24 protein-coding genes are annotated in these 25,146 nt (G+C 63.2%); 11 read left to right on the top strand and 13 right to left on the bottom strand.

The annotated features are described in order from the left end of the window. Window positions 1–53 precede the first annotated feature (53 nt). Window positions 54–938 carry an aldo/keto reductase gene (locus A0W34_RS10395; protein WP_058226546.1) on the top strand — a complete coding sequence of 295 codons (885 nt, stop codon included), beginning with the start codon at window positions 54–56 and terminating at the stop codon, window positions 936–938. A 36-nt stretch (window positions 939–974) separates the two neighbouring features. Here A0W34_RS10395 and A0W34_RS10390 read toward each other — a convergent pair whose 3' ends face one another. Further along, window positions 975–1,718: a 3-hydroxybutyrate dehydrogenase gene (locus A0W34_RS10390; RefSeq protein ID WP_081557639.1), complete on the bottom strand. Its 744-nt coding sequence runs from the start codon at window positions 1,716–1,718 to the stop codon at window positions 975–977. Next, entirely contained in the window at window positions 1,715–3,091 is a 1,377-nt protein-coding gene (locus A0W34_RS10385) for an MFS transporter (RefSeq protein ID WP_081557638.1), read from the bottom strand. Before A0W34_RS10385 ends, A0W34_RS10390 begins: the two co-directional genes overlap by 4 nt. Before the next feature lie 153 nt (window positions 3,092–3,244). Here A0W34_RS10385 and A0W34_RS10380 point away from each other — a divergent pair, with 153 nt between their 5' ends. Further along, window positions 3,245–4,192: a LysR family transcriptional regulator gene (locus A0W34_RS10380; RefSeq protein WP_050654883.1), complete on the top strand. Its 948-nt coding sequence runs from the start codon at window positions 3,245–3,247 to the stop codon at window positions 4,190–4,192. On the opposite strand, the gene A0W34_RS10375 is transcribed toward A0W34_RS10380, so the two are convergent. From A0W34_RS10375 to A0W34_RS10365, 3 genes are all read right to left on the bottom strand, one after another. Then, the gene (locus tag A0W34_RS10375; protein WP_030535052.1) at window positions 4,161–4,877 is read right to left on the bottom strand and encodes a GAF and ANTAR domain-containing protein; all 717 of its coding nucleotides are present in this window, start codon (window positions 4,875–4,877) and stop codon (window positions 4,161–4,163) included. The genes A0W34_RS10380 and A0W34_RS10375 overlap by 32 nt on opposite strands. Window positions 4,878–4,927: 50 nt before the next feature. Beyond that, entirely contained in the window at window positions 4,928–5,395 is a 468-nt protein-coding gene (locus A0W34_RS10370) for a hypothetical protein (protein ID WP_228232568.1), read from the bottom strand. A gap of 174 nt (window positions 5,396–5,569) precedes the next feature. Then, window positions 5,570–7,312 (bottom strand): glycerol-3-phosphate dehydrogenase/oxidase, encoded by a 1,743-nt coding sequence (locus A0W34_RS10365; protein WP_003940825.1) that lies wholly within the window; start codon window positions 7,310–7,312, stop codon window positions 5,570–5,572. Between the two features lie 108 nt (window positions 7,313–7,420). Here A0W34_RS10365 and glpK point away from each other — a divergent pair, with 108 nt between their 5' ends. Further along, window positions 7,421–8,911, top strand: a complete 1,491-nt coding sequence (gene glpK, locus A0W34_RS10360; RefSeq protein WP_007727296.1) for a glycerol kinase GlpK — start codon at window positions 7,421–7,423, stop codon at window positions 8,909–8,911. Window positions 8,912–9,082: 171 nt separating this feature from the next. Continuing rightward, a complete protein-coding gene (locus A0W34_RS10355) occupies window positions 9,083–10,498 on the top strand; it encodes an MFS transporter (RefSeq protein ID WP_007727299.1) in 1,416 nt (471 codons plus the stop codon). Here the strand turns inward: A0W34_RS10355 and A0W34_RS10350 are convergent. Then, window positions 10,495–11,391, bottom strand: a complete 897-nt coding sequence (locus A0W34_RS10350; RefSeq protein WP_030535055.1) for a LysR substrate-binding domain-containing protein — start codon at window positions 11,389–11,391, stop codon at window positions 10,495–10,497. The two genes, A0W34_RS10355 and A0W34_RS10350, sit on opposite strands and share 4 nt — an antisense overlap. Window positions 11,392–11,474: 83 nt before the next feature. On the opposite strand from A0W34_RS10350, the gene A0W34_RS10345 reads away from it, so the two are divergent. Both A0W34_RS10345 and A0W34_RS10340 read left to right on the top strand, forming a co-directional pair. Next, window positions 11,475–12,389, top strand: a complete 915-nt coding sequence (locus A0W34_RS10345) for a CoA transferase subunit A (RefSeq protein WP_007727305.1) — start codon at window positions 11,475–11,477, stop codon at window positions 12,387–12,389. Continuing rightward, a complete protein-coding gene (locus tag A0W34_RS10340; RefSeq protein WP_007727306.1) occupies window positions 12,386–13,171 on the top strand; it encodes a CoA-transferase subunit beta in 786 nt (261 codons plus the stop codon). The genes A0W34_RS10345 and A0W34_RS10340 overlap by 4 nt, the downstream gene beginning before the upstream one ends. Here A0W34_RS10340 and A0W34_RS10335 read toward each other — a convergent pair. Together A0W34_RS10335 and A0W34_RS10330 are read right to left on the bottom strand one after the other, a co-directional pair. Then, window positions 13,152–14,333: an aminotransferase-like domain-containing protein gene (locus tag A0W34_RS10335; protein WP_007727308.1), complete on the bottom strand. Its 1,182-nt coding sequence runs from the start codon at window positions 14,331–14,333 to the stop codon at window positions 13,152–13,154. The two genes, A0W34_RS10340 and A0W34_RS10335, sit on opposite strands and share 20 nt — an antisense overlap. A gap of 181 nt (window positions 14,334–14,514) precedes the next feature. Beyond that, complete coding sequence (locus tag A0W34_RS10330; protein ID WP_003940987.1) at window positions 14,515–15,918, bottom strand: NAD(P)H-quinone dehydrogenase; 1,404 nt, start codon at window positions 15,916–15,918, stop codon at window positions 14,515–14,517. Between the two features lie 154 nt (window positions 15,919–16,072). Here A0W34_RS10330 and A0W34_RS10325 point away from each other — a divergent pair, with 154 nt between their 5' ends. Beyond that, window positions 16,073–16,543 carry a gamma-glutamylcyclotransferase gene (locus tag A0W34_RS10325; protein WP_003940753.1) on the top strand — a complete coding sequence of 157 codons (471 nt, stop codon included), beginning with the start codon at window positions 16,073–16,075 and terminating at the stop codon, window positions 16,541–16,543. A gap of 13 nt (window positions 16,544–16,556) precedes the next feature. Here the strand turns inward: A0W34_RS10325 and A0W34_RS10320 are convergent, their stop codons facing one another. Genes A0W34_RS10320 through A0W34_RS10305 form a run of 4 tightly spaced genes read right to left on the bottom strand, consistent with a single transcriptional unit; the run spans window position 16,557 to window position 20,705 of the window. Then, window positions 16,557–17,633, bottom strand: coding sequence for a hypothetical protein (locus A0W34_RS10320; RefSeq protein ID WP_030535059.1), 1,077 nt, complete (start codon window positions 17,631–17,633; stop codon window positions 16,557–16,559). A gap of 55 nt (window positions 17,634–17,688) precedes the next feature. After that, window positions 17,689–18,837 carry a M20 family metallopeptidase gene (locus A0W34_RS10315; protein ID WP_003940741.1) on the bottom strand — a complete coding sequence of 383 codons (1,149 nt, stop codon included), beginning with the start codon at window positions 18,835–18,837 and terminating at the stop codon, window positions 17,689–17,691. Beyond that, window positions 18,834–19,994 (bottom strand): M20 family metallopeptidase, encoded by a 1,161-nt coding sequence (locus A0W34_RS10310; RefSeq protein WP_007727311.1) that lies wholly within the window; start codon window positions 19,992–19,994, stop codon window positions 18,834–18,836. The genes A0W34_RS10315 and A0W34_RS10310 overlap by 4 nt, the downstream gene beginning before the upstream one ends. Window positions 19,995–20,006: 12 nt before the next feature. Next, complete coding sequence (locus A0W34_RS10305; protein WP_007727314.1) at window positions 20,007–20,705, bottom strand: enoyl-CoA hydratase/isomerase family protein; 699 nt, start codon at window positions 20,703–20,705, stop codon at window positions 20,007–20,009. Between the two features lie 67 nt (window positions 20,706–20,772). On the opposite strand from A0W34_RS10305, the gene A0W34_RS10300 reads away from it, so the two are divergent. Continuing rightward, the gene (locus tag A0W34_RS10300; protein ID WP_007727315.1) at window positions 20,773–21,570 is read left to right on the top strand and encodes a purine-nucleoside phosphorylase; all 798 of its coding nucleotides are present in this window, start codon (window positions 20,773–20,775) and stop codon (window positions 21,568–21,570) included. Further along, the gene (locus A0W34_RS10295; protein ID WP_070162733.1) at window positions 21,567–23,159 is read left to right on the top strand and encodes a phospho-sugar mutase; all 1,593 of its coding nucleotides are present in this window, start codon (window positions 21,567–21,569) and stop codon (window positions 23,157–23,159) included. Before A0W34_RS10300 ends, A0W34_RS10295 begins: the two co-directional genes overlap by 4 nt. Here A0W34_RS10295 and upp read toward each other — a convergent pair. Continuing rightward, window positions 23,156–23,779 carry a uracil phosphoribosyltransferase gene (gene upp / locus A0W34_RS10290; protein ID WP_007727319.1) on the bottom strand — a complete coding sequence of 208 codons (624 nt, stop codon included), beginning with the start codon at window positions 23,777–23,779 and terminating at the stop codon, window positions 23,156–23,158. The genes A0W34_RS10295 and upp overlap by 4 nt on opposite strands. Window positions 23,780–23,860: 81 nt before the next feature. Here upp and A0W34_RS10285 point away from each other — a divergent pair, with 81 nt between their 5' ends. Together A0W34_RS10285 and A0W34_RS10280 are read left to right on the top strand one after the other, a co-directional pair. Next, window positions 23,861–24,175: a type VII secretion target gene (locus A0W34_RS10285; protein WP_070162735.1), complete on the top strand. Its 315-nt coding sequence runs from the start codon at window positions 23,861–23,863 to the stop codon at window positions 24,173–24,175. Continuing rightward, window positions 24,172–25,146, top strand: a complete 975-nt coding sequence (locus A0W34_RS10280) for a C40 family peptidase (RefSeq protein ID WP_081557637.1) — start codon at window positions 24,172–24,174, stop codon at window positions 25,144–25,146. Before A0W34_RS10285 ends, A0W34_RS10280 begins: the two co-directional genes overlap by 4 nt.

Here is a 25,146-nt window from a genome sequence, read left to right as displayed (position 1 = left end):
CCGGCTGAGCAGTCACTCCCGCCGAACCCCCGGCCGCCGCTACCGTGGACGACATGAGCATCCCGAGCCTGAAACTGAACAACGGCGTCGACATCCCCGCGCTTGGCTTCGGCGTGTACCAGACGCCGCCGGACGAAACACTCGCCGCCGTCGAGTCTGCGCTGTCGACGGGTTATCGCCATATCGACACTGCCGCGGCCTACGGCAACGAGAAGGGCGTCGGTGAGGCGATCCGGCGATCCGGACTCGATCGCGCGGACATCTTCGTCGAGTCGAAGGTCTGGATCACCGACTACGGATACGACGAGACTCTGCATGCCTTCGACAAGAGCGCAGGCAAACTCGGTGTCGAACAACTCGACCTCCTGATCCTCCATCAGGCGTTGCCGAGCGAGTTCGAGCGCACGATCGACGCGTACAGGGCATTGGAAACGCTTCTGGCCGACGGCAAGGTCCGCGCCATCGGAGTCAGTAACTTCATGCCGGATCACCTCACCCGACTCCTGGACGCAACGTCCGTGGTGCCGGCGGTCAACCAGATCGAGGTTCATCCGTACTTCAGGCAGTCGACTTTGCTCGAGGCCGACGCCGATCACGGGATTCTGTCTCAGGCATGGTCACCGATCGGCGGAATCACGTTCTACCGCGACGGCTCCCACGGCTCGACCCTCGAGGACGCCACCATCGGCGCCATCGCGACCGCTCACGGCAAGTCGCCTGCACAGGTGATGCTGCGCTGGCACCTCCAGCAGGGCCGCCAGGTGATCCCCAAGTCGGTGACTCCCTCGCGGATCGCGGAGAACTTCGACGTGTTCGACTTCGAACTCACCGCCGAAGAACTCTCCGCAATCGACGCACTCGACACCGGAGTTCGCGGCGGTCCCGAACCCGAGGTCATCACCCGCGAGAAGTTCGGAATCGAGATTCCCGAAGCCTGAACCCGGCAGCTTGAACAACACAGCAGCCCCAGTGGTCTAGCTGGCGCTCCACCCGCCGTCGATGGTGTACGAAGCCCCCGTCACCATCGACGCCTCGGTCGATGCCAGCCACCCCACCAGCGATGCCACTTCCGCGGGCTCGACCATCCGTTTGATCGCGCTCTCAGTGAGCATCACCTTCTCGACAACCTCGGATTCACTGATTCCGTGAACCTTTGCCTGGTCGGAGATCTGGGATCGCACGAGTGGTGTCAGGACGTAGCCCGGATTGACACAGTTACTGGTGACACCGTGTGGGGCACCCTCGAGCGCAACAACTTTCGACAGGCCTTCGAGTCCGTGCTTTGCCGTGACGTACGCACTCTTGAATGCCGAAGCGCGGAGCCCGTGGACCGAGGAAATGTTGACGATGCGCCCGAATCCTTTGCGGTACATGTACGGCAGGGCCGCTCTGACCAGGAGGAACGGCGCTTCGACCATGAGGCGTTGAATCTTCCGGAAGTCCTCGACGTCGAAATCCTCGATGGGACTGACCCGTTGAATGCCGGCGTTGTTGACAAGTACGTCCGTCTCGAGTGCCAGATCCACGAGTTGGTCGGTGTCGCGGAGATCGACGGCCCACGCAGTGCCGTCGATCTCGTCGGCCAGCGCCTTCGCGGCGACGTCGTCGAGATCAGCGACGGTGACGTGGGCGCCGCGGGCGGCAAGGAGTCGAGCACACGCCTCGCCGATACCGCTGGCACCACCGGTGACCAGTGCCGTTTTGCCGGAGAGCGTCATGCGGAAACACCGGCCCGCTCGTCGGCGAGCACTCGTGCGTCGGCAGCATCGACGGACTCGAGCGAGATTCCCTTGGTCTCCCGCGCGAAAACGACTGCGACGATGGTGACCAGGGATGCCAACAGGAGATAGATCGCGATAGGAACCGAGGAGTCGAACTTGCTCAGCAGTCCGGTCGCGATGATCGGAGCCAGTGAACCTGCCACGATCGACGTGACCTGATATCCCAGGGAGACACCGGAATAGCGCATCCGGGTCGGGAACATCTCGGCCATGATCGCGGGTTGGCCGGCGTACATGAACGCGTGGAACACAAGCCCGATGATGATTGCCGACAAGATGACTGCATTGTGCCCGCTGTTCATCATCGGAAAGGCGAAAAATCCCCATGTTCCAGCGGTGACGGCGCCGATCATGTACACCGGGCGTCGACCGATCGTGTCGGACAGTTTGCCCACCAACGGAATCACTGCGAAGTGCACGGCATGTGCCATCAGCATCCACCAGAGGATGTGCGCCGTGTCCGTATGAACGACGACCTTGAGGTAGGTGATCGAGAAGGTCACCACGAGGTAGTACATGACGTTTTCGGCGAAACGCAGGCCCATCGCGGTCAACACTCCGCGCGGGTAACGCTTGACCACCTCGAAAACGCTGTACGAGGTTGCCTTGACCAGTTCTGCTTCCTTCTGCGCCGCAATGAAAATGGGAGCGTCGGTGACCTTGGTCCGAACGTAGTACCCGACCAGAACGATCACCGCGGAGAGCCAGAAGGCAACGCGCCAGCCCCAACTCATGAAGGATTCGTCCGAGAGCGTCGACGTCAGGATCAACAGCACGACAGTGGCCACCAGGTTGCCCATCGGCACGCCGGCCTGAGGCCAGGACGACCAGAACCCGCGAGATCGATTCGGGCTGTGCTCGGCGACAAGGAGTACCGCCCCACCCCATTCGCCGCCGACAGCAAATCCTTGGATGAAGCGCAGCGTGACCAGCAGTGCCGGCGCCCAGTAGCCGATCTGACCGTAGGTCGGTAGGCAGCCCATCAGGAAGGTCGCGGCACCGACCAGCAGCAAACTGAACTGCAACAACTGCTTCCGGCCGAACTTGTCTCCGAAATATCCGAAGACGATTCCGCCGAGTGGCCGGGCGGCGAATCCGACGGCGTAGGTGATGAAAGCCGCGATGATCGCATCCAGCTCGTTGCCGCCGCCAGGAAAGAAGACTTTGCTGAAGACCAGCGTGGCCGCCGTGCCGTACAGAAAGAACTCGTACCACTCGACCACGGTGCCCGCCATCGAGGCGCCGACCACCTTCTTCAGCCCCGATGGTGGGGCTTGGCTCTCGGGTTTCGGCATGTTGTCGACGCTCATCGTGGACTCCCTCGTCTTCAGTTCGCGATTCGCCTGCTCTTCACGATCAGGAATGTGACCGCTCGCACATTTTTTGTGACTCGATGAGTATCGGTGCAGATTCTTAGCACGACAATGACAAATCTCGCACCATACAGGTGCAAAAATGCAGATATGACACTCGGACTGAGCCCGGACGACCTACTGGTGCTTCTCGCGGTCGGTCGCACCGGCCGCTTCAACACCGCCGCCGACGACCTGGGCCTCAACCACACCACCATTTCGCGCCGCATCGCCTCGCTCGAGAAGAGCCTCGGCGGCCGTGTACTGGTCCGCTCGTCCGGCGGCTGGGAGTTGACCGACCTGGGCAGACAAGCCCTCAGCGCGGCCGAGCGCATCGAGGCCGCGGTGAACGAACTGGCACTCGACTCCACCGGTCAGCAGCAACTCGACGGCGTCGTGCGGGTCTCGGCCACCGACGGCTTCAGCGCATACATCGCGGCCCCCGCCGGCGCAGCGGTTCGCAGACGCCATCCTCGCGTGAGCGTGGAGATAGTCGTCGCGACCAGAAAGGCGTCGCAGATACGCTCGGGGCTCGACATCGAGGTTGTTGTCGGCAAACCTCAAGTTCACCGCGCCGAGGCCGTCCATCTGGCCGACTACGCGCTGGGTTTGTACGCCTCCCGAGAGTATCTACGTCAGAATGCAGTTCCCGAAAGTGCCGAAGATCTGGCCGAACACTCGCTCGTGTATTTCATCGACTCGATGCTGCAGGTCGACGAACTCGATCTGGCCCGCAAGCTCACGGTTTCCATGCGCGAGGCCGTCACGTCCACCAACGTGTTCGTCCACATCGAGGCAACGCGCGCGGGTGCCGGCATCGGCCTGCTCCCCTGCTTCATGGCTGAGCAGCACGACGATCTGATTCGCGTGCTGCCCGCTCACATCGAAGTCAGACTTTCGTACTGGTTGGTGGCTCGTTCTGAATCCTTGCGCCGCCCGGAAGTCGCAGCGGTGGTGACAGCTCTTCGAGAGACGGTGGATCGCAAGCGATCTCAACTCCTCGGCTCTCCCGGGGCGAACGAAGCGCTCAGTCCAGAGTCGAACGATGCTGGACGATGACCTTGCGCGCCAACTCGGCGATCTTGACGTTCATGTTCTGCGAGGTTCGCACCAGAATGTCGAAGGCCTCGTCGTCGGACACCCGATGCAATGCCATCAGCAGACCGACGGCCTGACCGATTTCGCGACTGCTCGCCAGGCCTCGCCGCAGCGAGTCGGCATCCTCTCCTCGGTTCAGTGCGGTGACGGCCACGGATGCAAACGATGCCAACATGATCGCGTGGTCGGCAACAGTTTCCGTGAATGCTCCCGGAGTGTCGGAGAAGAGGTTGAGGGCACCGAACTTCTGACGATCGACCATCAGTCGGAACCCCATCGAGCCACGAATGGGTGTCTCTGCCACTACTTTCCGAGCGAACTCGGGCCACTGATTCGGAGTGCGAAGATCTGACTCGAGCTGCGGCGCCTCCGTGTCGAGGGCGTCGATGCACGGCCCCTCGCCAGTCGCACGTTCGAGATCGTCTGCATACTCGGCGATCTCGTCGCTTGCCGCTACCGTGACGTTGGTGTTTCCCCGTCGCAGCATCAGGCTTGCGTGATCGCAACCGGGAATCAACTCGACAGCCGCCGAACAGATCGCGGAGTACACCTCGGCGCTGTCTGCGGCGGAGTAGAGGATCTCCGCCAACGCCGCGAACACTGCCGTGGGTTCTGTCAGTGCTTGGTCGCGCTCAGCCATCTCCATACACCTCGGGGTCTACCGTTCATCGAATTCTTCACCGAACGGTACAAACCTTACTTACTCGAGCGGATGGGGTCGCCGCCGCTCGCCGATTCCCGCCCGTCCGTCCCCTGAAAAGCTTCCGTAGCCGCGCGGTGATGCAGAGCCGTGACGGTGGTGATCTGCTTGGACACCAGGTCGTTGAGCTCGCGGTACTGCTCCTCCGTCTCCCCGGCCGGAATGTCTCTCAGGACCTCCCACATCGCACTCTTGCCGCACAGAGCCGTCCGCATGATCTCAAGAGTTGCCAGCTTCACGAGACGGTTGCGCCAGATGGCGTCGACATGGACGAGGCGCCTGATCCGATTGACCGTCGCGTCGATCTTGGAGTACCGCGGCAGAGATATGCCCTGGGTGTCCTCGATCAGTTGCAGCAGCTGCTCGATCTCGTACTCGAGCTCACCCGGCAACGAGTCCAGCTCACCGTCGGCCCACGCGCCGTACGAGTCCGAGAGTGACCGCGAGAGTTGCAGCCCTACCATCGCTCCGCACAGGTGAGTGACCAGATAAGCAGTGGCTATGTGTTCCTCAGCAGATCTCGACCGACTACCGAACATTGGGATCCTCCTGGGCGACGCTCGACCGGTCTGTGCTGACACGGGTGGTGATTCGACATCCGCCTACCCGCGACAGACCGAGAACAAACGACGGGCGACTCAGACCCGATCCGGCACCACGACGACGGGTTCGAGGATCTCGGCCCGAGACTCCGGCGCTGCGGCGCGCAAGGCGTCGGCCGACTCGTCGTCCGGCTGGGTCTGCGACTCGATCTCCGCTTCGACGCGCGCTCGGTACGTGTCGACCTCGCGCTCGACGGTGGCGGCATCCCAACCGAGAATCGGGGCAACCAATCCGGCAACCTGTTGCGCACAGTTGACACCACGATGCGGGTACTCGATTGCGATGCGCATGCGGCGAGCCAGGATGTCGTCGAGGTGCAATGCACCCTCGGCCGCGGCGGCGTACACAGCCTCGACCTGAAGGTAATCGGGGGCATCTGTGATGGGCTGCAACAACTCCGGCGTCTGTCGGCCGAGTTCGAGGACCTCCGTGATGAGTGAACCGTAGCGGTCGAGCAAGTGCTTGACGCGATACGGATGCAAGCCGTACTGCTCGCCCAGTTGCACAGTCTGATTGATCAACGCGAAGTATCCGTCGGCGCCGACGAGCGGCACCTTCTCCGTGATCGACGATGCCACTCGCGCCGGAATGTCTTCTGCTGCGACGTCGACGGCGTCTTCCGCCATGACCCGATACGTCGTGTACTTTCCGCCGGCGATGGCGACCAGGCCTGGAGCCACACGGGCAACGGCGTGCTCGCGCGAGAGCTTCGACGTCTCGTCGCTCTCACCGGCAAGCAGCGGACGCAGGCCGGCGTACACACCGTCGATGTCGGCGTGCGTCAGCGGCGTGACCAGGACGGAGTTCACGTGACCGAGGATGTAGTCGATATCTGCTTTGGTTGCCGCTGGATGTGCGAGATCCAAGTTCCAGTCGGTGTCGGTGGTGCCGATTATCCAGTGACTGCCCCACGGAATGACGAACAGCACCGACTTCTCGGTACGCAGGATGATGGCGGCTTCACTGACGATGCGATCGCGTGGGACGACGATGTGTACGCCCTTCGACGCTCGCACCCGGAACCGTCCGCGCTGACGTGAGAGGGCCTGGATTTCGTCCGTCCAGACACCGGTTGCATTGATGACGACGTGACCCTTGACCTCCGCGGTACGGCCGTCTTCGCAGTCGCGAACACGAACTCCCGAGACCCGGTCCGCTTCACGCAGAAATCCCACGACCTGCGTCGACGTTCGGACGACCGCGCCGTAGTGGGCGGCGGTCCGTGCAACGGTCATGGTGTGCCGAGCGTCGTCGACGACGGTGTCGTAGTACTGGATGCCACCGGTCAGTGAACTGCGCTTGAGGCTCGGCGACATGCGCAGTGCGCCCGCCCGCGTCAAGTGCTTCTGGGAGGGGACCGATTTGGCGCCGCCCATCCGGTCGTAGAGGAAGATTCCCGCGGCCATGTACGGGCGCTCCCACACGCGGTGAGCCAGAGGGAACAAGAACTTCAGCGGCTTGACCAGGTGCGGAGCGAGCGTGGTCAGCGAGAGTTCGCGCTCACGCAACGCCTCACGAACGAGGCCGAATTCTAGTTGCTCGAGATAGCGGAGACCGCCGTGGAACATCTTCGACGAGCGACTGGACGTACCGGATGCGTAGTCACGGGCCTCGACCAACGCAACCTTCAGCCCGCGGGTGGCCGCATCGAGGGCCGCTCCGACACCGACGACACCACCGCCCACCACGACGACGTCGAATTGCTCGGTCTGAAGTTGTTCCCAAGCAGCTTCGCGCTGCTGCGGGCCGAGAAACTGCGCACCTTGCTGCTTACTCAACCCGGTCTCCTGTAAGTCGACGACGAATCCGTATACAGGCTAGTAGCTTGATCCACATACTGCGACAGCGCACGGATTACTGCGAACACGCCCGAACCTAGGAGCACAGTGAATCAATACATCGCCGCCATCGACCAAGGCACGACGTCGAGCCGCTGCATGATCTTCGATCACGACGGCGCCGTGGTGAGCGTTGCGCAGAAAGAACACGAGCAGATTTTCCCGCGAGCAGGTTGGGTCGAGCACGATCCGGTGGCGCTGTGGATCAACACTCGGGAGGTGGTGGCCGGCGCTCTCGCGAAGGTCGATCTCACGCGGGCCGACATCGCTGCCGTCGGAATCACGAATCAGCGTGAGACAACCGTCGTTTGGGAACGTTCGACGGGTAAGCCGATCTACAACGCGATCGTGTGGCAGGACACGCGCACGGATCAACTGTGTGTCGAACTGGGCGGCGACGAGGGTCCGGACAAGTATCGAGACAAGACCGGACTACCACTCTCGACCTACTTCGCCGGGCCGAAGATCCGCTGGATTCTCGACAACGTCGACGGTGCGAAAGCAAAAGCGGAGGCCGGCGAATTGTGCTTCGGCACTGTCGACACGTGGATCGTGTGGAACCTGACCGAGGGCGTCCACGTGACAGATGTCACCAATGCGTCACGCACGATGCTGATGGATCTCGAGACCCTCCAGTGGGACGAATCGATCTGTGCGGATTTCGGAATCCCGATGTCGATGCTCCCGGAAATCCGTAGTTCCTCAGAGGTCTACGGCACAGGACGTCCACGCGGCAATCTCGCCGGTGTGCCGGTCGCCGGAATCCTCGGTGACCAGCAGGCAGCCACATTCGGCCAGGCCTGCCTCTCCGAGGGTGAAGCCAAGAACACCTACGGCACCGGCAATTTCATGCTTCTCAATACGGGCACGAAGCCGGTGCACAGCAAGCACGGACTACTGACGACCGTCTGCTACAAACTCGGCGAAGCCCCTGCCGTGTACGCACTCGAAGGTTCCGTCGCCGTGACGGGTTCCTTGGTCCAGTGGCTTCGAGACAATCTCGGAATCATTCAGAACGCCAAGGACATCGAGCCGCTCGCCGCAAGTGTCGATGACAACGGCGGCGCCTACTTCGTGCCCGCGTTCTCCGGGCTGTTCGCACCTCGGTGGCGACCGGATGCCCGGGGTGTCATCGTCGGCCTGACGCGCTTCGTCAACAAGGGACACCTGGCCCGCGCAGCGCTCGAGGCGACGGCATACCAGACCCGCGAGGTCATCGACGCCATGCGAGCGGATTCGGGAGTCGAACTGTCCGCACTGAAGGTCGACGGCGGCATGGTGGTCAACGAAACCCTGATGCAGTTCCAGTCGGACATCCTCGGAGTTCCCGTCATCCGTCCGGTGGTCAACGAAACGACAGCTCTCGGTGCTGCATACGCAGCGGGCCTCGCCATCGGTTATTGGGCCGATACCGAAGACATCCGCAACAACTGGGCCGTCGGCAAGACGTGGGAACCGGCGATGGACGAGTCCGAAAGGTCACGGCTGTACGCGGAGTGGAACAAGGCCGTCGAGCGGACGTACAACTGGTCCGAGTAATCACCCCGATCCTTCCATACCGGAAGAGCTGATCATGGTCGCCTATTGATACTCCTGAGGTATCAATAGGCGACCAAGTTGGTATTGGACGTGACCTACACCACTCTGCGAATCTCATTCAGGCACGCCACGTTTCGGCGCCGCGAATGTTGCAGAGAAAGGTCGCCACGCATGAGTTCACCCACTCGCAGTTCCGAGGAGATCAACGCCAAGGCGCGAAGAGCCGGTATCGCTTCGTTCATCGGAACCACTATCGAGTGGTACGACTTCTACATCTACGGCACTGCCGCTGCCCTGGTATTCGGCGACATCTTCTTCTCCGACACTCTCCCGAACGGAGTCGGAACTCTCCTCGCCTTCATCACGCTCTGGGCAGGCTTCCTCGCCAGGCCGATCGGCGGGATCATCTTCGGACACCTCGGCGACCGGATCGGACGCAAGAACACTCTCGTCATCACCTTGATGATGATGGGTGTCGCCACGGTCGGCATCGGACTCCTCCCCACCTACGCACAGGTCGGGATCTGGGCGCCGATCGGTCTGGTCACCCTTCGCGTCATCCAAGGAGTCGCGGTCGGTGGCGAGTGGGGCGGCGCAGTGCTCATTGCCAGCGAAAATGCACCGAAGGGCAAGAGCATCCTCTACTCCGCGTTCGCCCAACAGGGCTCACCCGCCGGAAATCTGTTGGCCACCATCGCGTTCTTCCTTCTGTCCTCGATGCCGACGCCGTCGTTCCTCCTGTACGGATGGCGCATCCCGTTCATCATCTCGGCGGTGCTGGTCATTCTCGGGATGATCATTCGCCTCAAACTCGAAGAGTCGGACGAGATGAAGGCCGTTCTCGCACGCAAGAAGGTCGTCAAGCTTCCGCTCGCCGAAGTCTTGCGCAAGCATTGGGTACTGGTTCTCCTCGGCGCCGGCGCACTTCCCCTCGCCCAGGTCACCTATTTCAAGAACACCTTCGCATTGTCCTGGGCTACAAAAGAACTCGGATACGATCGAGGAACCTTCCTGGCCGCCATCGCGATCGCGCTCGTCGTGCAGTTCATCGTCCAACCTTTCGGTGCCGTCCTGGTCTCCAAGATCGACATGCGAAAAGCCATGTGCCTGATGGTGATACCGGAGTTCGTCCTCATGCCCGCCATGTTCTTCGCGATCCGAACCGGGAACTTCACCATCGCAGTCGTCGCGATGTGTCTGGCCACGATCCCGCACTCGATGTTCTACGGCGCCATCGCCGGCGTTCTCGCTCGGGCCTTCCCCGCCAACATCCGTTATACCGGTCTGTCGACGGCGTACCAATTGTGTTCCCTTGTCGTCGGCGGCGGAACTCCCGTACTGGCGCAGTGGATGCTCAACACGTCAGGCAATATCGTCGGGGTCGCGATCGTATCCGGGCTGTACGCCCTTGTCTCGCTGATCTGCACCCTGCTCCTGCTCCGACGTACCGGCTACAACGCGGGCGAACTCTCGACGGCCGAACAAGCGGACTACGACGAACTCGAACTCGAAAACACTCTTGTCGATACTGCGAACTCACCGAAGTCCGAAGCGGGTGAGATTCCTACCGGTCGGGCAACCGTCTAGGCCAGGGACGGCAGCGCCTGCTCGGACAATTTCAACACTTCGAGAAGAGCAGGTCTGTCGTCTCCCTCTCGCCAGGCGATACGCAGTTGAAGAGGAGGAGGTGGGTCCATGACCGGAACAAAGACAACATCAGGATTCACGATGCTCTGGGCCACCGAGGAGATGGTCAACGAGCATCCGATTTCCGCGGACACCAGCGCGATCAACGACATCGAATCCGGTGCCGTCTGCACGATGCGAGCCAGGAACCCTGCGTTCTTCGAGGCAGTGAGCAGAGACTCCCGCAGAATCGAACCTGGCTCCGCCGGAAGCGTCACCCAATTCTCGGACTCCAATTCGATCAACCGAACCGAGTCCCTCGACGCCAACGGGTGGTCTTTGGACATGGCCACCAGAAAGTTCTCCTCGGCGATCAATCTCGACGTGATCCCGAGCGGCGGTACGGTCCACCGCACCATCCCGATGTCGAGTCGTCGATCGAGCAGCATCAACAACGCCTCGTTCGCGAAAGCAGAACTGTCGAGCACGAATTCGATACCGGGATTGGTCTTTCTCACCAATTTCGCCCACCTCCCGACGAGCAGATGCGAAGAAGTCCCCGCGAAACCCAGGCGAACGCGACCTGTCGTTCCCTTGCCTGCCGCAGACACCGCGATCTCGGCCATCCGGCACGCGTCCAGAATCTCGCGCGCCGGAAGCAGCAGCGCTTCACCGGCAGCAGTGAGCCGCACAGTTCGAGTGCTCCGATCGAACAACGGCGAACCGAGCTGTTTCTCGAATTGCCTGATCGTTCGACTCAGCGGCGGTTGCGCAATCCGAAGCCGCTGCGCCGCACGGCCGAAATGTAGCTCCTCAGCCACCGCGAGAAATGCGTTGATCTGATGAATTTCCACCCGACATTGTTGCGCCACACCGGCCGAACATGTCAAGTTCCGAAACCGACCGAGTGCGCGAAAGAACAAGAAGAGGTACACACGTGGACAAGACCCTCTCGATGAAAGAGGCCGTCGGCCGATACGTCGAAGACGGGATGACCGTTGCGCTGGAGGGATTTTCGCATCTCATTCCTTTTGCCGCGGCACACGAGATCATCCGGCAGGGCAGAAAGGACCTCACGCTCTGCCGGATGACGCCGGACATCGTTTCCGATCAACTCGTCGCCGCCGGCTGCGTCCGAAAGCTGGTTGCCTCGTTCTTCGCCAGCGGCTCCGCAGGTTCTCTGTACGAGTTACGCAGACGCATCGAGAACCAGGACCCGCTCCCCCTCGAAGTCGAGGAATACAGTCATTACGGCATGGTGTGCCGGTATCAGGCGGGAGCGGCCAGGCTTCCCTTCTTCCCGCTGCGGTCGTACGCCGGTAGTGATCTACCCGCACTCAACCCACAACTGAGACTCGTCGAGGATCCGTACGGCGGCGGGAGCGTCTACGTTGTGCCGCCGTTGAATCCGGATGTGACGATCATCGGCGCACAGCGAGCGGACACGTCCGGGAACGCACAGATCTGGGGCATCGCCGGGGTGCAGCAAGAAGCCGTTTACGCCGCGAAGAAGGCGATCGTCGTTGTGGAAGAGCTGGTCGACGACGAGGTCATCAGGTCAGATCCGAGCCGAACTCTGATTCCCTCGCATGCAGTCGACGCGGTTGTCGTCTGCCCGCGCGGCGCGCACCCGTCGTACGCACAGGGATACTACGACCGCGATTGCGGCTTCTACCGACGCTGGACCGAGATTTCCAAAGACCCTTCGTTGCTGAGAAATTGGCTCGACGAATGGGTGTACACACTCGGCGATCACGACGAATATCTCGCCAAGCTCGGAGCTGACTACTGGTCGGATCTCGAGGTCGAATCAAAACTCTCCACACCTGTCGACTACGGGAGCAGACTGTGACCACCACGATTGTCAGCGGTAACACCACCTCCACCGAAACGATCGTCGCCGTCGCGGCACGCGAGTTGGCGGGTAAGCGCCGTGTTTTCGCCGGAGTCGGGCTCCCCACGCTCGCAGTCGATCTCGCGCGCCACACGTCGAATCCGGACTTAGAACTGATCTACGAATCCGGAGTGTGCGGCGCGCATCCGTCGGCGATGGCCGAAGGTATCGCCGACTCCGTCGTGGTCTCCGGTGCCGAATCCGTGCTCAGTATGGCCGCGCTCTTCGGTTATGTCCTGCAAGGTGGCAACGTCGACGTCGGATTTCTCGGGGCCGCTCAAATCGATCGAACGGGAAGCCTGAACACAAGTTTCATCGGTGACTGGAAGAACCCGACGGTCAGACTGCCCGGCGCAGGCGGGGCCGTCGAGATCATCGCGAACGCCGCCGAGATCTTCGTCGTGATGCGTCGCCACGACCTCAGTTCCTTTCCGGCCGAGCTCGACTTCTGCACCTCACCCAGCCCCGCCCGCGCCCACGCCAGCGGAAAGGGCATCATGCCGGCAGGTGCAGGGGTGACAAAGGTGTTCACCAACCTCGGTGTCCTGACACACCAGGGCCCCGGCGGCGAGTTGGAGCTGACCAGTGTCCACGAAGGCATCTCGGTCGATCAGGTGCGAGAGGCGACGGGATGGGATCTGGCCGTCGCCGACCACGTCACCGTCACCACCCCGCCGTCCGGTACGGAGATCGATCTGCTCCGCAACACTATCGACAAAGTCAGGCTGTACCTGCGGTGACACTGTCCCGGAGCCTGCCGACGGCGTCGACCAGCACGGCTTCGGGATACGTCGCGAAACACAGTCGAGCGCTTCGACCAAGGTCCGCTTCGACCGCGAAGGCCGAACCTGGGACAAATGCCACGCCATGCGCGAGCGCGGCACCCAGGAGTTCGGTGGTGTCGACGTCGTCGAGGAAATCCATCCAACAGAACATCCCGCCGCGGACCTCGGAAAAGCGCGCACGCCCACTCAATTCCGTCTCGGCGGCCGTGACCAACGCCTTCGCCCTCGCGCCGTACCCCGCTCGAAGCACGTCGAGATGCGCGTCGAACCATTCGACGTCGGAGAAGAGGTCTGCGGCGATCTGCTGGGTGAGCGAAGACCCGCACAGGTCAGCGCCTTGCTTGATCAGTTCGACCGCCTCGCAGACCTTTCGGTCGCCGTGCAGCCAGCCGACGCGCAGCGCCGGTGCCAGCACCTTGGACGCACTGGACAGCCGAATCACCCTGTCCGACAACGCCGCCAGCGGTGCTGGCGGTTTCTCGCCGAAGTACAGTTCGCCGTACGGGTCGTCCTCGAGAACCCAGAACCCGTATCGGTCCGCCAGTGCCGCCAAGTGCGCTCGCCGCTGCGCCGAAAGCACCGCGCCGCGCGGGTTATGGAAATTGCTTACGGTGTGAACAACTTTGGGCCGAAGACCGGCGTCGAGTTTCGCTTCGAGCGCGTCGGTGTCCATTCCGTCCTCGTCCAACTGGACGGGAACGAGACGAGCCTGCGCCGTCCGAAAGACCTGCAGCGCACCGGTATACGCCGGTTCCTCCACGACCACGACGTCACCGGCGTCGAGGAGGACCTGCGCGAGCAGGCTCAAACCTTGCTGAGAACCGTGTGTGATCACAACTTCGGACACGTCGAGTGTCCGCCCGATCTTGGAGGATTCGCGCTCGGCGATCACCTCACGGAGGCGCAGCAGGCCGGAGGTCTCGCCGTACTGAACGGACGAGGGGTCACCGAGTGCGTCGTGGGCTGCCTTCGAGATTCGCTCCCGCGGAATGAAATCGGGATCGGGCAGTCCGCCGGCCAAGCTGATGACGTCGGGCCGGGCAGTCAGGGTGAGCAGATCGCGAATTGCAGAACTACGGAGTCCGTCCATGCGAGCGGACAGCGCGGCGTGTGTCATATGAAGCTCCCAGGCACGCAGAATGAAGGTCAGAGGAAAAACACCCTGAGCCGTCCTGGGTCAACGGGGCGGGAGAGCGCCGAGATACCGACCCTTGATTCGGTCGGTATCTCGACTATCCCACCAATACTTCAGTATGTGAAACAGAGTTCCCACATTGTAAGAAGACTCTGTTCGGTTGTCAGTCCAGGTCGTCGTGACGCATGAGCTGACGAGCAGCCTCGGTGATCGATCCGGTCAGCGACGGGTACACCGAGAACGTCTGCGCCAGGTCGTTGACCGTCAGGTTGTTCTGTACGGCGATCGCGATCGGCAGGATCAATTCCGAAGCAGTGGGTGCGACCACAACACCGCCGATGACCACGCCGGTAGCCGGGCGGCAGAAAATCTTCACGAATCCGCGACGCAAACCGGACATCTTGGCGCGCGGGTTGGTGTTGAGCGGCAACATGACGGTGCGCGCAGGCACCTCTCCGTTGTCGATCGCTGCCTGCGAAACACCCACCGTTGCAATTTCGGGGCGTGTGAAGACGGCCGACGCGACGGTCTTCAACTTGATCGGGCTGACGCCTTCACCCAGTGCGTGGTACATCGCGATACGTCCCTGCATCGCAGCCACCGACGCGAGCGGGAGCAGTCCGGTGCAGTCACCGGCAGCGTAGATACCGGAAACCGTGGTGCGCGAGACCCGGTCGACACGCAGGTATCCACCCTTGTCCAACTCGATGCCGACCCGCTCCAGGCCGAGACCGTTGGTGTTGGGGACGGAACCGACGGTCATCAGAGCGTGGCTTCCTTCGACCGTGCGGCCGTCGGAGAGCTTGACGACGATGCCCTTCTCGGTGCGCTCGACGGCGTCCGCGCGGGCGTGCTTGACGAGGGTGACACCGCGCTCGGCGAGGGCGTCCTCGAGCACGAGCGCCGCATCGGCATCCTCGCCGGGCAGAACACGGTCGCGACTGGACACGAGCGTGACCTTGACGCCCATCTCGGTGTACGCGGAGACGAACTCGGCACCGGTGACACCGGAACCGACCACGACCAGGTGCTCGGGAAGCTCGTCCAAGTCGTAGAGCTGGCGCCACGTCATGATTCGCTCACCGTCGGGCTCGGCTCCCGGGATGATGCGGGGGCTGGCGCCGGTGGCGATCAACACGACGTCTGCGTCGATGGTCTTCTGCTCGCCGCTTCCGAGCGTCGCGCGAACCTGGTGTGCTGCCATGCCGAGGAGCGGATCGGTCAGTTCGGCGGTGCCGGAGAGAACCTCGACGCCTACCGTCTGCAACCGTGCGCGAATGTCCGAGGACTGGGACAACGCGAGACTCTTGACTCGGGAGTGGATCTTCGGCAGTGACACCGAAGCCTGCTCCGGATCCAGAGTGATGCCGAGGTCGGATGCACGACGCATGTCGGTGCGGATTCCGGTGGACGCGATGAACGTCTTCGACGGGACACAGTCGAACAGCACACACGCACCGCCGACGCCGTCCGAATCGACCAGGGTGACCGTGGCCCCGTGCTGCGCGGCTACCAGTGCCGCCTCGTAGCCGGCGGGTCCGCCACCGATGATCACGATCCGGGTCATGTGTCCTCCAAGTCCTCGCGTGGCCGGCAGGGGTCTCCCGTCGACCAGTGTCACGCTATTCGAGCACCACGTGTCACGCAGTGCTTGTACCAGATTACTTGCGTCCGGTGGTCCGCTTCGCCACACCCTCGGACCACGGTTTAGGCTTGCGCCCGTGTCGATTTATGCCGCCTACGGTTCCAACATGCATCCCGAGCAGATGTTGTTGCGCTGCCCACACTCCCCCATGTCCGGGACAGGGTGGCTGCGAGGCTGGCGCCTGACCTTCAGCGGCGAGGACCTCGGCTGGGAGGGTGCCCTCGCCACCGTGGTCGAAGATCCCGATTCCAGTGTTTTCGTGGTGCTCTACGACGTCCCGGAAGAGGACGAAGTGAGTCTGGACCGCTGGGAAGGTGCCGAACTGGGTCTGCACCGCAAGATCCGCGTGCGGGTCGACACCGCCGGCGACGCGGTACTTGCGTGGCTCTACGTCATGGATGCGTACGAAGGCGGACTGCCGTCTGCCCGCTACATCGGCGTGATGGCCGACGCCGCCGAGATTGCCGGAGCGCCGGCCGAGTACGTACGAGAGTTGCGGACGAGAAACAGCCGCAATGTCGGTCCGGGTAACGGTGTTACCGATTAGATAGCTGTCCTGCTCAAAGCAGCAGGAAATACGCGAGCACTGCCAGTGCTGCGAGCACCACCACAACCGTCACGCCGATGAGCACACGCTTGGAACCGCGCGACTCCGATTCGCCTGCGACAACTGCAGTTTCCGGCTCGGCGGTCGCCACCCCGGCAGCGGTTTCTGCCGCCACCTTCTCGCGTCCCAGGGTGTCGAACACCTCGGTCACGTCGTGTGAAGGCGGCAATCCGATCGGCACGATAGTGTGCGACGTCGAGGTGAATCCGGCAGCCAGAATTGCGGCTCCCAGCGCAGCCGACTGCTCAGGTCCGGGACCGAGTTCACATCTGACACCGAGCTTTTCGGCAATCCCGGCCGCTATGGACATCATGGCCGCTTTGTCTGTCGCCGGTTCGCCGTCACCGGTGACGACTACGGCGTCCAGGTTCTCCGGCATCCAACCGAACGCACCCAGAGCCGTCGCGAGGCGTGAACTCGGCGAACTCCCGTCGCCGGCAAAGCCGAATGCACGGCCGGCCGCGACACCAGAACGCACGAGGGTGACCGCTGCCCCGGTGTCGTCCACGTGATAGATGCCGATGAGCGTGCCGGCGAGTGCCGCGATTTCCGACTCGAACCACGCCGACACGGCCTCGGCATCCGAGACGAGTGTGACTCGTTCGAGGCCCGCGTAGACCAGCGAATCCTGCATGAGGGCCGCTGTCGACGAGTCCCAGCGTGACGGGTAGGTCGCGACGATGTCGGGCGCTCCCCCGCTTCGACCACCACGATCGGGCAGCGGCTCGCATTCCTGCAACAGACAGCGAATCGAGGTCGCCACCAAATCCTCGGCGCGGTAACGAGTATCGGCAGTTCCCGCGACGCCACTCGGGTCCCCGACGCGACCGACAAAGCCCGACCAGCTCTCGGCGAACTCACGGCCGGCACCCAGTTGCTCGGTGCCACCGAGCACCGTCGTTCCGTCCTTGCGTTGATTGAGGATCGTGTCCCGAACCAATACCACCGGATCGGCCGAACCCGGATCGTTCGACGCAACGACAGCCGTCGACACCAATGTGCCGATTCGCACTCCCACACCTATGGACATGCCCGTACCTTCACTCGAACGACACGAAAAACGGTACCCCCGACGGGAACCGGAACTATCCCAGAACCAGGCTCGTCAGAACCTTCACACCGACGCCGAGTGCTCGCTCGTCGAGATCGAAAGTGGGTTGGTGGATGTCGAGCTGATCGCCTTCACCCGACCACACGCCGAGCCGCGCCATGGCCCCCGGCACCGTTTCGAGGTACCACGAAAAGTCTTCGCCACCACCGGATTGCGGGGTGTCCGCCAAAGCATCTTGTCCGACGGTCGCGATGGCGTCCTCGAACATCCGAGTGGACACCTCGTCGTTGACGACCGGAGGCACTCCGCGACGATAGTTGAGTTGGTAGCGAACTCCGGTGGGTGCGAGCAGTCCGTGGACGATTTCTTCCACGAGCGGTTCGAGCAACTCCCAGGTGTCGTGATCGCCGGTACGTACCGTGCCCGTCATCATGCCGGTCTGCGGAATCGCGTTGGGCGCCTGACCTGCGCTGACCGCGCCCCACACCATGACGGTTCCGGTACGCGGATCGATACGACGGCTGAGCATTCCCGGCAGCCCGGTCACGACGGTGCCGAGCGCGTAGATCAGATCCGTGGTCAAATGCGGCCGCGACGTGTGCCCACCCGGAGAGTCGAGGACGACCTCGATCGTGTCGGCAGCAGAGGTGATCGCACCCAGGCGCATTCCCACCTGGCCTGCCTCGAGTCGCGGATCGCAGTGCAGAGCAAAGATTCTGGACACACCGTCGAGCGCGCCCGCGGCGATGACGTCGAGTGCTCCGCCAGGCATGACTTCCTCGGCGGGCTGGAATATCAGCCGAACCCCGACGGGAAGTTCGGGCAGCGTGGCCAGAGCCAGTCCGGCGCCGAGCAAGATGGTGGTGTGGGCGTCGTGGCCGCACGCATGGGACACACCGGGGACTGTGGACGAGTACGTCGCTCCGGTCGCCTCCTGCATCGGCAAAGCGTCCATGTCGGCGCGCAGTGCGATTCGTGGACCCTCCGGTCCGATATCGCACGTGAGACCGGTGCCACCGGGAAGGATCTTCGGCGACAATCCAGCGGCAGTGAGGCGGGTGGCGACGAATTCGGTGGTCGCGTATTCGCGGCGAGCCAACTCCGGGTTGGCATGGATGTGTCGACGCCACGCGACGAGGTCGTCGGTGTGCGCGTGAATCCACGTGTCGATTGCCGCGTTCACCGGCGATCTACCCCTTCCAACAGACGGGCGCGTTGTTCTGGATCGGACGCTACCCGGACAGCAGTGCGGGCCAACGCAATTGCACCGTCGACTACCGCTCGATCTGCGGAGGTGGTGATACACGCAGCCGCGAACTCCGGCTGATGTGTCACTGCCCCCGATGAATCCAAGCCTATGACCGGGTGAATTCCCGGAATCACATTGGTCACATTACCCATATCCGTACTACCCAGTGGACGGGAGCGCTCCCATTCCGCTGCCAGTGGCACCCGTCCGAGATCGACGATCTGTTCACGGTACGCCGCCGCCAGCCACGGATCGGGGGTCAGCTCGGTGTAAGTAGGCGATACCGTGCGGATTTCGTGGGTGCACCCGGTGCCGAGTGCACCCGAGGTGAAGCAGGCCTCGGCACGCTCGGACAGATTGGCCAACGACGCGGCTGTTTCGGCACGCAGGTAGTAGAGCAATTCGGACCGAGCCGGAACGATGTTGGGAGCCGTGCCGCCGTCACTGACGATTCCGTGAATCTGCTGACCTGGCTGCAGGTGCTGACGCAACAGTCCGACCGCCACCTGCGCGAGCGTCGCTGCGTCGGCGGCGTTACGACCGAATTCCGGCGCAGCAGACGCATGCGCCTCGCGACCGTGATAACTCACGGCGATGTCCGCCAAGGCCAGCGAGGTCGCACCGATGATGTCGATCGGCCCTGGATGAACCATCATGGCAGCGCCGACGCCGTCGAAGGCACCACGCTCGAGCATCAGGACCTTGCCGCCTCCGGTTTCCTCCGCGGGAGTACCGATCACTCGGACTGTGATACCCAGTTCGTCGGCCACGGTAGCCAACGCGATGCCGGCCCCGACCGCGGCGGCGGCAATGATGTTGTGCCCACAGGCATGACCGATCTCGGGCAACGCGTCGTACTCGGCGCAGATCGCGATGACCAACTCTCCGCTGCCGTAGGTGGCATCGAAGGCCGTCGGCAGATCGACGATCCCGTGAGTGACCGCGAAACCGTGCTGCGCCAGCAGGTCCGACACTTTGGCAGCGCTGCGGAACTCCTCGAAGGCGAGTTCCGGGTCGCTGTGAATCGAATGCGACAGCGCAATCAGATCGGCCTCTACGGACCTGACTGCGCTGTCGACATTCTGGTTCACGCGATCATTGTCTCACCCGAAGGAGAAGTTGCTCTTGTCAGTCACCTGAGCGAGGTCTGCAAGAGCATCGCGGTGGATGCCTGCCTTGATTCCCGCCAAGTTCTTGCCGTGAGTCGACGTCAGTGCCGACGCCTTGGCCACAGCAGCGGCGAGTACTCCGTCGCCGTCGACCGTTTCCTGCACGATGCCGGCAGCGAGTGCGTCGGCGCCGCCGAAGCGACGCCCCGTCGTCATGGCATCGACTGCCGTCTGCTTGGGCAGACGACTGTTCAACAGTGCTGACATGCCGACAGTGAACGGCATGTTCAGTCCGACCTCGGGGAGGCAGTAGAAGCCGCGGTCCGCGCGCATGATCTGGAAATCGTGCGAGGACGCGAGCATGGCGCCGGCGCCGAACGCGTGCCCCTGCACGGCCGCGACCGTGGCCATCGGGAAGGTCAGCAAACGGCTGTAGATGGTGTGGACCTTGTCCAGGTAGCCGGGCAGACCGTCGAGATTGCCGAAGATCCACGTCGTGTCCAGGCCGTTCGTGTAGAACTTGCCCGTCGCCGTCGTCACCACGGCTGCGGGACCCTCGTGCGCTTCGACCTCGTCCAACTTGCTGTGAACAGCGTCGATCCACTCGGGGCCGAAGCGGTTCTCGTTGTCCGTTTCGCCCTCGTTGCCGAGGTACAGGATGAATACGTCGCCGTCGCGTTCGAGATAAGGCATGGATGGGAGAGTAACGCCCGCCAACTCACCCGGCGAACCGACCCGACTCCTCAGTAGGGTTGCTCACATGGGAACGATCGCCGAGGCCGCCGCCGCTGCTCTGTCCGCCATGACTGGCTCTTCGTCACCGTCAGTCGCCATCGTGCTCGGGTCGGGGTGGACCGATGCCGCAGACGTGTTCGGCGACGCCGGTGCGGACGTGACAGCCGAAGTCTCGATGGCGGATCTTCCTGGCTTCGCCCCACCGTCCGCCCTCGGCCATGCGGGCACCATTCGTTCGGTGCGCGTCGGAAACACCGAAGTCCTGCTGCTGCTCGGGCGCGCGCACGCATACGAGGGCCACGATCTCGGTACCGTCGTCCACCCGGTCCGGACAGCCATTGCTGCCGGCGCCGACACCGTCATCCTCACCAATGCGGCCGGCGGTATCCGCGAGGACTACGCAGTGGGACAACCAGTGCTGATCAGTGACCACCTGAACCTGACGGCCCGCTCTCCCCTCGTCGGCGCAGAGTTCGTCGACCTGGTCGACGCCTACTCGCCGGAACTGCGTGCGCTGGCTCGCTCGATCGACCCGGACCTTGCCGAGGGTGTTTACGCCGGGCTTCCCGGTCCGCATTACGAGACTCCGGCCGAGATTCGAATGCTTCGTACACTCGGCGCCGATCTGGTCGGCATGTCGACGGTTCACGAGACCATCGCGGCCCGCGCGCTCGGCGCCCGCGTTCTCGGCATCTCCATGGTCACCAATCTGGCCGCCGGAATCACGGGCGCCCCACTGGACCATCAGGAGGTGCTGGCGGCAGGCAAAGCTTCGGCGGCCCGGATGGGAGTGCTGCTGCGCCAACTGGTCGAGCAGCTGTGACACCGCTGAACGTCAACGAGTGGATCGACGCCGATCCGGACCCGGTTACCCGCGCAGAATTAGCCGCCCTTTCCGAACATGAACTGGCCGAACGCTTTTCCTCACCGCTGACGTTCGGCACTGCTGGGCTTCGCGGGCCGGTACGCGGCGGACCCAACGGCATGAACCTCGCGGTCGTCATCCGGACCACGGCCGGTCTGGCGGCCTGGCTGACAGCTCGCTGCCAGGGCGGGTCCCGCGTTGTGGTCGGCCGCGACGCCCGGCTCGGTTCAGAGGCATTTGCTCTCGCCGCCGCCGAGGTCATGGCAGCGGCTGGGTTCGAGGTGACCCTGCTCCCCCGCCCACTGCCGACACCGCTGGTGGCGTTCGCGGTGCGCAGGCTCGGGGCAGCGGCAGGTATCCAGATCACCGCCTCCCACAATCCTGCCGCCGACAACGGTTACAAGGTGTATCTCTCGGGCGGAGCGCAACTCGTCTCCCCCGCCGATCGTGAAATCGAGAGCGAGATCGCCCGCATCGGTGGTGCCGCCGACATCGCGCGGGCATCGGTGATTCCGGCCGACGATTCTCTGGTCGAGGAGTACATCGCCCGCATCGCGACCCTCCCGCACGGCGACGCCCGCTCGATCCGGATTGCGCTCACGGCAATGCACGGCGTCGGCGGCGAGACTGCGACCGCGGCTCTGCGAGCAGCAGGATTCGAGGACCTGCACGTCGTGGCGGAGCAGTTCGATCCCGACCCCACGTTTCCGACCGTCGAGTTCCCCAATCCCGAAGAGCCCGGCGCCGCAGACCGCCTGCTCGCCCTTGCCCGACGTGTCGACGCGGATCTGGCGATCGCACTCGACCCGGATGCCGACCGCTGCGCCGTCGGAGTTCGCGACGGTGATCAGTGGCGCATGTTGCGCGGCGACGAAACCGGGGTGCTCCTGGCCGACCACGTACTGAGCACGGCGCCCGAAGATTCGTTGGTGGCGACGACGATCGTCTCCTCGACCCTGCTCTCGAAGTTGGCGAGAGCCCGCGGAGCCAGGTTTGCGCAGACACTCACCGGTTTCAAGTGGCTCACGCGTGCCGGCGACGGACTCGTCTACGCCTACGAGGAAGCGATCGGGCACTGCGTCGATCCGGATGTGGTGCGGGACAAGGACGGAATCTCGGCTGCCGTGCTGGTGGCCGACTTGGCTGCCACCCTCGCGGGCAGCAACAGAACCCTGTTGGACGTTCTAGGCGACTATGCCGTCGAATTCGGACTGCATCGTGGGGACCAAGTATCCCGCCGCGTCGAGGATTCGAGCGACATCGCCGAAATGATGAAACGACTACGCGCCGATCCGCCAAGCCAACTCGCGGGCGAGCCGGTCACCGTCGAGGACTTGGCCGAGGTTCGCGCTGGTATGCGCACGGACGCAGTGATATTCGACGGACCGTCGATCCGCGTGGTGGTGCGACCGTCCGGCACCGAGCCCAAGCTCAAGTGTTATCTCGAAGTTGTCGTCCCGGTGGCGAACCGCGCCGACCTCGCGAACGCAGTAGAGCAGGCGAAGGCCCGGCTGGCCGAACTCCGAACCTTCGCCTTTTCGCTCTAGCGGGGTCCGAACTGCCGATCGCCGGCGTCACCGAGACCGGGGACGATGAAAGCGTTCTCGTCGAGTCCGTCGTCGATGCTCGCGATGACCAGACGAACCGGGTGGCCGGACGCTGCCAGCGCGTCGACGCCGGCCGGAGCGGCCACGACGCACACTGCCGTGACATCCGTCGCGCCACGCGCAACCAGCAAGTCGATGGTGTGCACCATCGAACCACCGGTGGCGAGCATCGGATCGAGCACGAACACCGGGATCCCGGACAGATCCGCCGGCAGGGATTCGAGGTACGGAACCGGCTGATGAGTCTCTTCGTCACGTGCCATTCCGACAAAGCCGACGCCGGCCGACGGAATCAGCGCACTCGCCTGTTCGACCATGCCCAGACCGGCCCGCAGCACCGGTACCAACAACGGCGGCTTCGCGAGCCGGATGCCCGTCGTCGCTGCTACCGGGGTGTCGACCGGAAATTCCTCGACCTCCGCGTCACGCATGGCCTCGTAGACCAGCATGTGCGTGAGCCTGCGAAGTGCGGAACGAAAAGTCGCGTTCTCACTGCGTGCGTCACGCATTGTCGTCAAGAGGGCCGCCGCGAGCGGATGGTCGACTACGTGCGTTTGCATGACCATCAGAATAGTTCCTCGGGAACCGGAGCACCCCGCGCGGCGTCCAAGAAGGAGTAAGCGCAACGGGGGGAAGACAAGTTGACAAATCTGGATCTGGACACTGAAAGCATCGCGGAGTTCGCCACGCGGTTGGGCACTGTTGCCGACAACGTCGCGCAAGCTCGACAGGACGCGGCGGGTGGCGATCACTTGGCTCTGTCCACTGTGCTGGGGCTGATCGGCGGCGACTTCGTCGATGTCGCGAGCCGAGCACAGCAAGCGCACATCGACGACATCGATCGACTGTCCACTGTAATTTCCAGTATCCGGTCGGCCGCCCTCGACGCTCATGCCGTCTATCTCGACTCCGAGGAATCGGTACGAAGGACTCTCGCTGAAGCCGCACGCTCATGATCGACGTCGACGCACTCGCACGACCGATCATCGACCTGGTCGACACTGTCGGGACTGGTGTCCCCAGCGCAAGTGGACCCGACGTCGGCATCCGAATCGCCACGGACGCCCTCGAGATCGCCTACCAACTGGGAAGCGCTGCTCTGAGCGAACTGGCGTCCTCTCAGAGTTCGTCCACGGCACTCACCGCTGCGGTGACCAAAACCGAGCAGACGCAGACGTCGACGCGAAACCTCGCCGATCGCGGAAACGACATCGCCGGCGTCGTGGACGAAGCGACAACGTCCGTGTACGCGGGAATGACCGAACTCGGTGAGATTCTCCAGTCCTTTCTGACACTCGCGATCAAGGCCGGGCCGACGCTGATGACACCGACGGGCCAATTGATGTTGTTGTCGGCCGCGTTGGAGCACCTCGGACGCGCGGTATCGGTTATCGAGCGGGTACGCGGTGAGCTGGCCGGGTCGACCGACAAGATGTCCGCACTCGTCCCGTCCGTCCCGATACCGGATCCCGCACCTGGAGTCTCCGAGTCGGCGGGTGGTTCCGGTTCCGCAAGTGGTTCCGGTTCCGTCGGTGGCGTTGAGGTCGAACTTCCCGACGGCTCGATTGCCACCGCACCGAACGCCGAGGCCGCTGCTGCCGTACGCAACGCGCTCACTCAACAGGGTGTCCCGTACGCCTGGGGAGGCACTACGCCGGGAGTCGGTCTGGACTGCAGCGGGCTGACTCAATGGGCGTACGGCCACGCCGGAGTCGACATTCCGAGGTTGGCTCAGGAACAGGGAATCGGGAACCAGGTCGATCAGAACAATCTGATGCCGGGCGACCTCGCGGTCTGGGACGGCCACGTCGCGATGGTGATCGGCGGCGGCCAGATGATCGAAGCCGGCGACCCAGTCGAAATCAGCGCCATCCGAACCACGAACAGCGGCATGGGCTTTCACGGCTTCTACCGTCCGACGGAATGA

Origin of the sequence: Rhodococcus sp. BH4, from assembly GCF_002079265.1 — a bacterium.
In the GTDB taxonomy this organism is placed as follows: Bacteria; Actinomycetota; Actinomycetes; order Mycobacteriales; family Mycobacteriaceae; genus Rhodococcus_F; species Rhodococcus_F qingshengii.
This window is presented reverse-complemented; position numbering and strand designations above follow the sequence as displayed.

Excerpts from the sequence above, each read along its gene's own strand:
- A0W34_RS10375 (WP_030535052.1), bottom strand. The coding sequence starts at position 4,877 with ATGGAGATGGCTGAGCGCGACCAAGCACTGACAGAACCCACGGCAGTG.
- A0W34_RS10280 (WP_081557637.1), top strand. The coding sequence starts at position 24,172 with ATGATCGACGTCGACGCACTCGCACGACCGATCATCGACCTGGTCGAC.
- A0W34_RS10300 (WP_007727315.1), top strand. The coding sequence starts at position 20,773 with ATGGGAACGATCGCCGAGGCCGCCGCCGCTGCTCTGTCCGCCATGACT.
- A0W34_RS10335 (WP_007727308.1), bottom strand. The coding sequence starts at position 14,333 with ATGACACACGCCGCGCTGTCCGCTCGCATGGACGGACTCCGTAGTTCT.
- A0W34_RS10330 (WP_003940987.1), bottom strand. The coding sequence starts at position 15,918 with ATGACCCGGATCGTGATCATCGGTGGCGGACCCGCCGGCTACGAGGCG.
- A0W34_RS10395 (WP_058226546.1), top strand. The coding sequence starts at position 54 with ATGAGCATCCCGAGCCTGAAACTGAACAACGGCGTCGACATCCCCGCG.
- A0W34_RS10390 (WP_081557639.1), bottom strand. The coding sequence starts at position 1,718 with ATGACGCTCTCCGGCAAAACGGCACTGGTCACCGGTGGTGCCAGCGGT.
- A0W34_RS10380 (WP_050654883.1), top strand. The coding sequence starts at position 3,245 with ATGACACTCGGACTGAGCCCGGACGACCTACTGGTGCTTCTCGCGGTC.
- A0W34_RS10305 (WP_007727314.1), bottom strand. The coding sequence starts at position 20,705 with ATGCCTTATCTCGAACGCGACGGCGACGTATTCATCCTGTACCTCGGC.
- A0W34_RS10370 (WP_228232568.1), bottom strand. The coding sequence starts at position 5,395 with ATGGTAGGGCTGCAACTCTCGCGGTCACTCTCGGACTCGTACGGCGCG.
- upp (WP_007727319.1), bottom strand. The coding sequence starts at position 23,779 with ATGCAAACGCACGTAGTCGACCATCCGCTCGCGGCGGCCCTCTTGACG.
- A0W34_RS10355 (WP_007727299.1), top strand. The coding sequence starts at position 9,083 with ATGAGTTCACCCACTCGCAGTTCCGAGGAGATCAACGCCAAGGCGCGA.
- A0W34_RS10385 (WP_081557638.1), bottom strand. The coding sequence starts at position 3,091 with ATGAGCGTCGACAACATGCCGAAACCCGAGAGCCAAGCCCCACCATCG.
- A0W34_RS10320 (WP_030535059.1), bottom strand. The coding sequence starts at position 17,633 with ATGTCCATAGGTGTGGGAGTGCGAATCGGCACATTGGTGTCGACGGCT.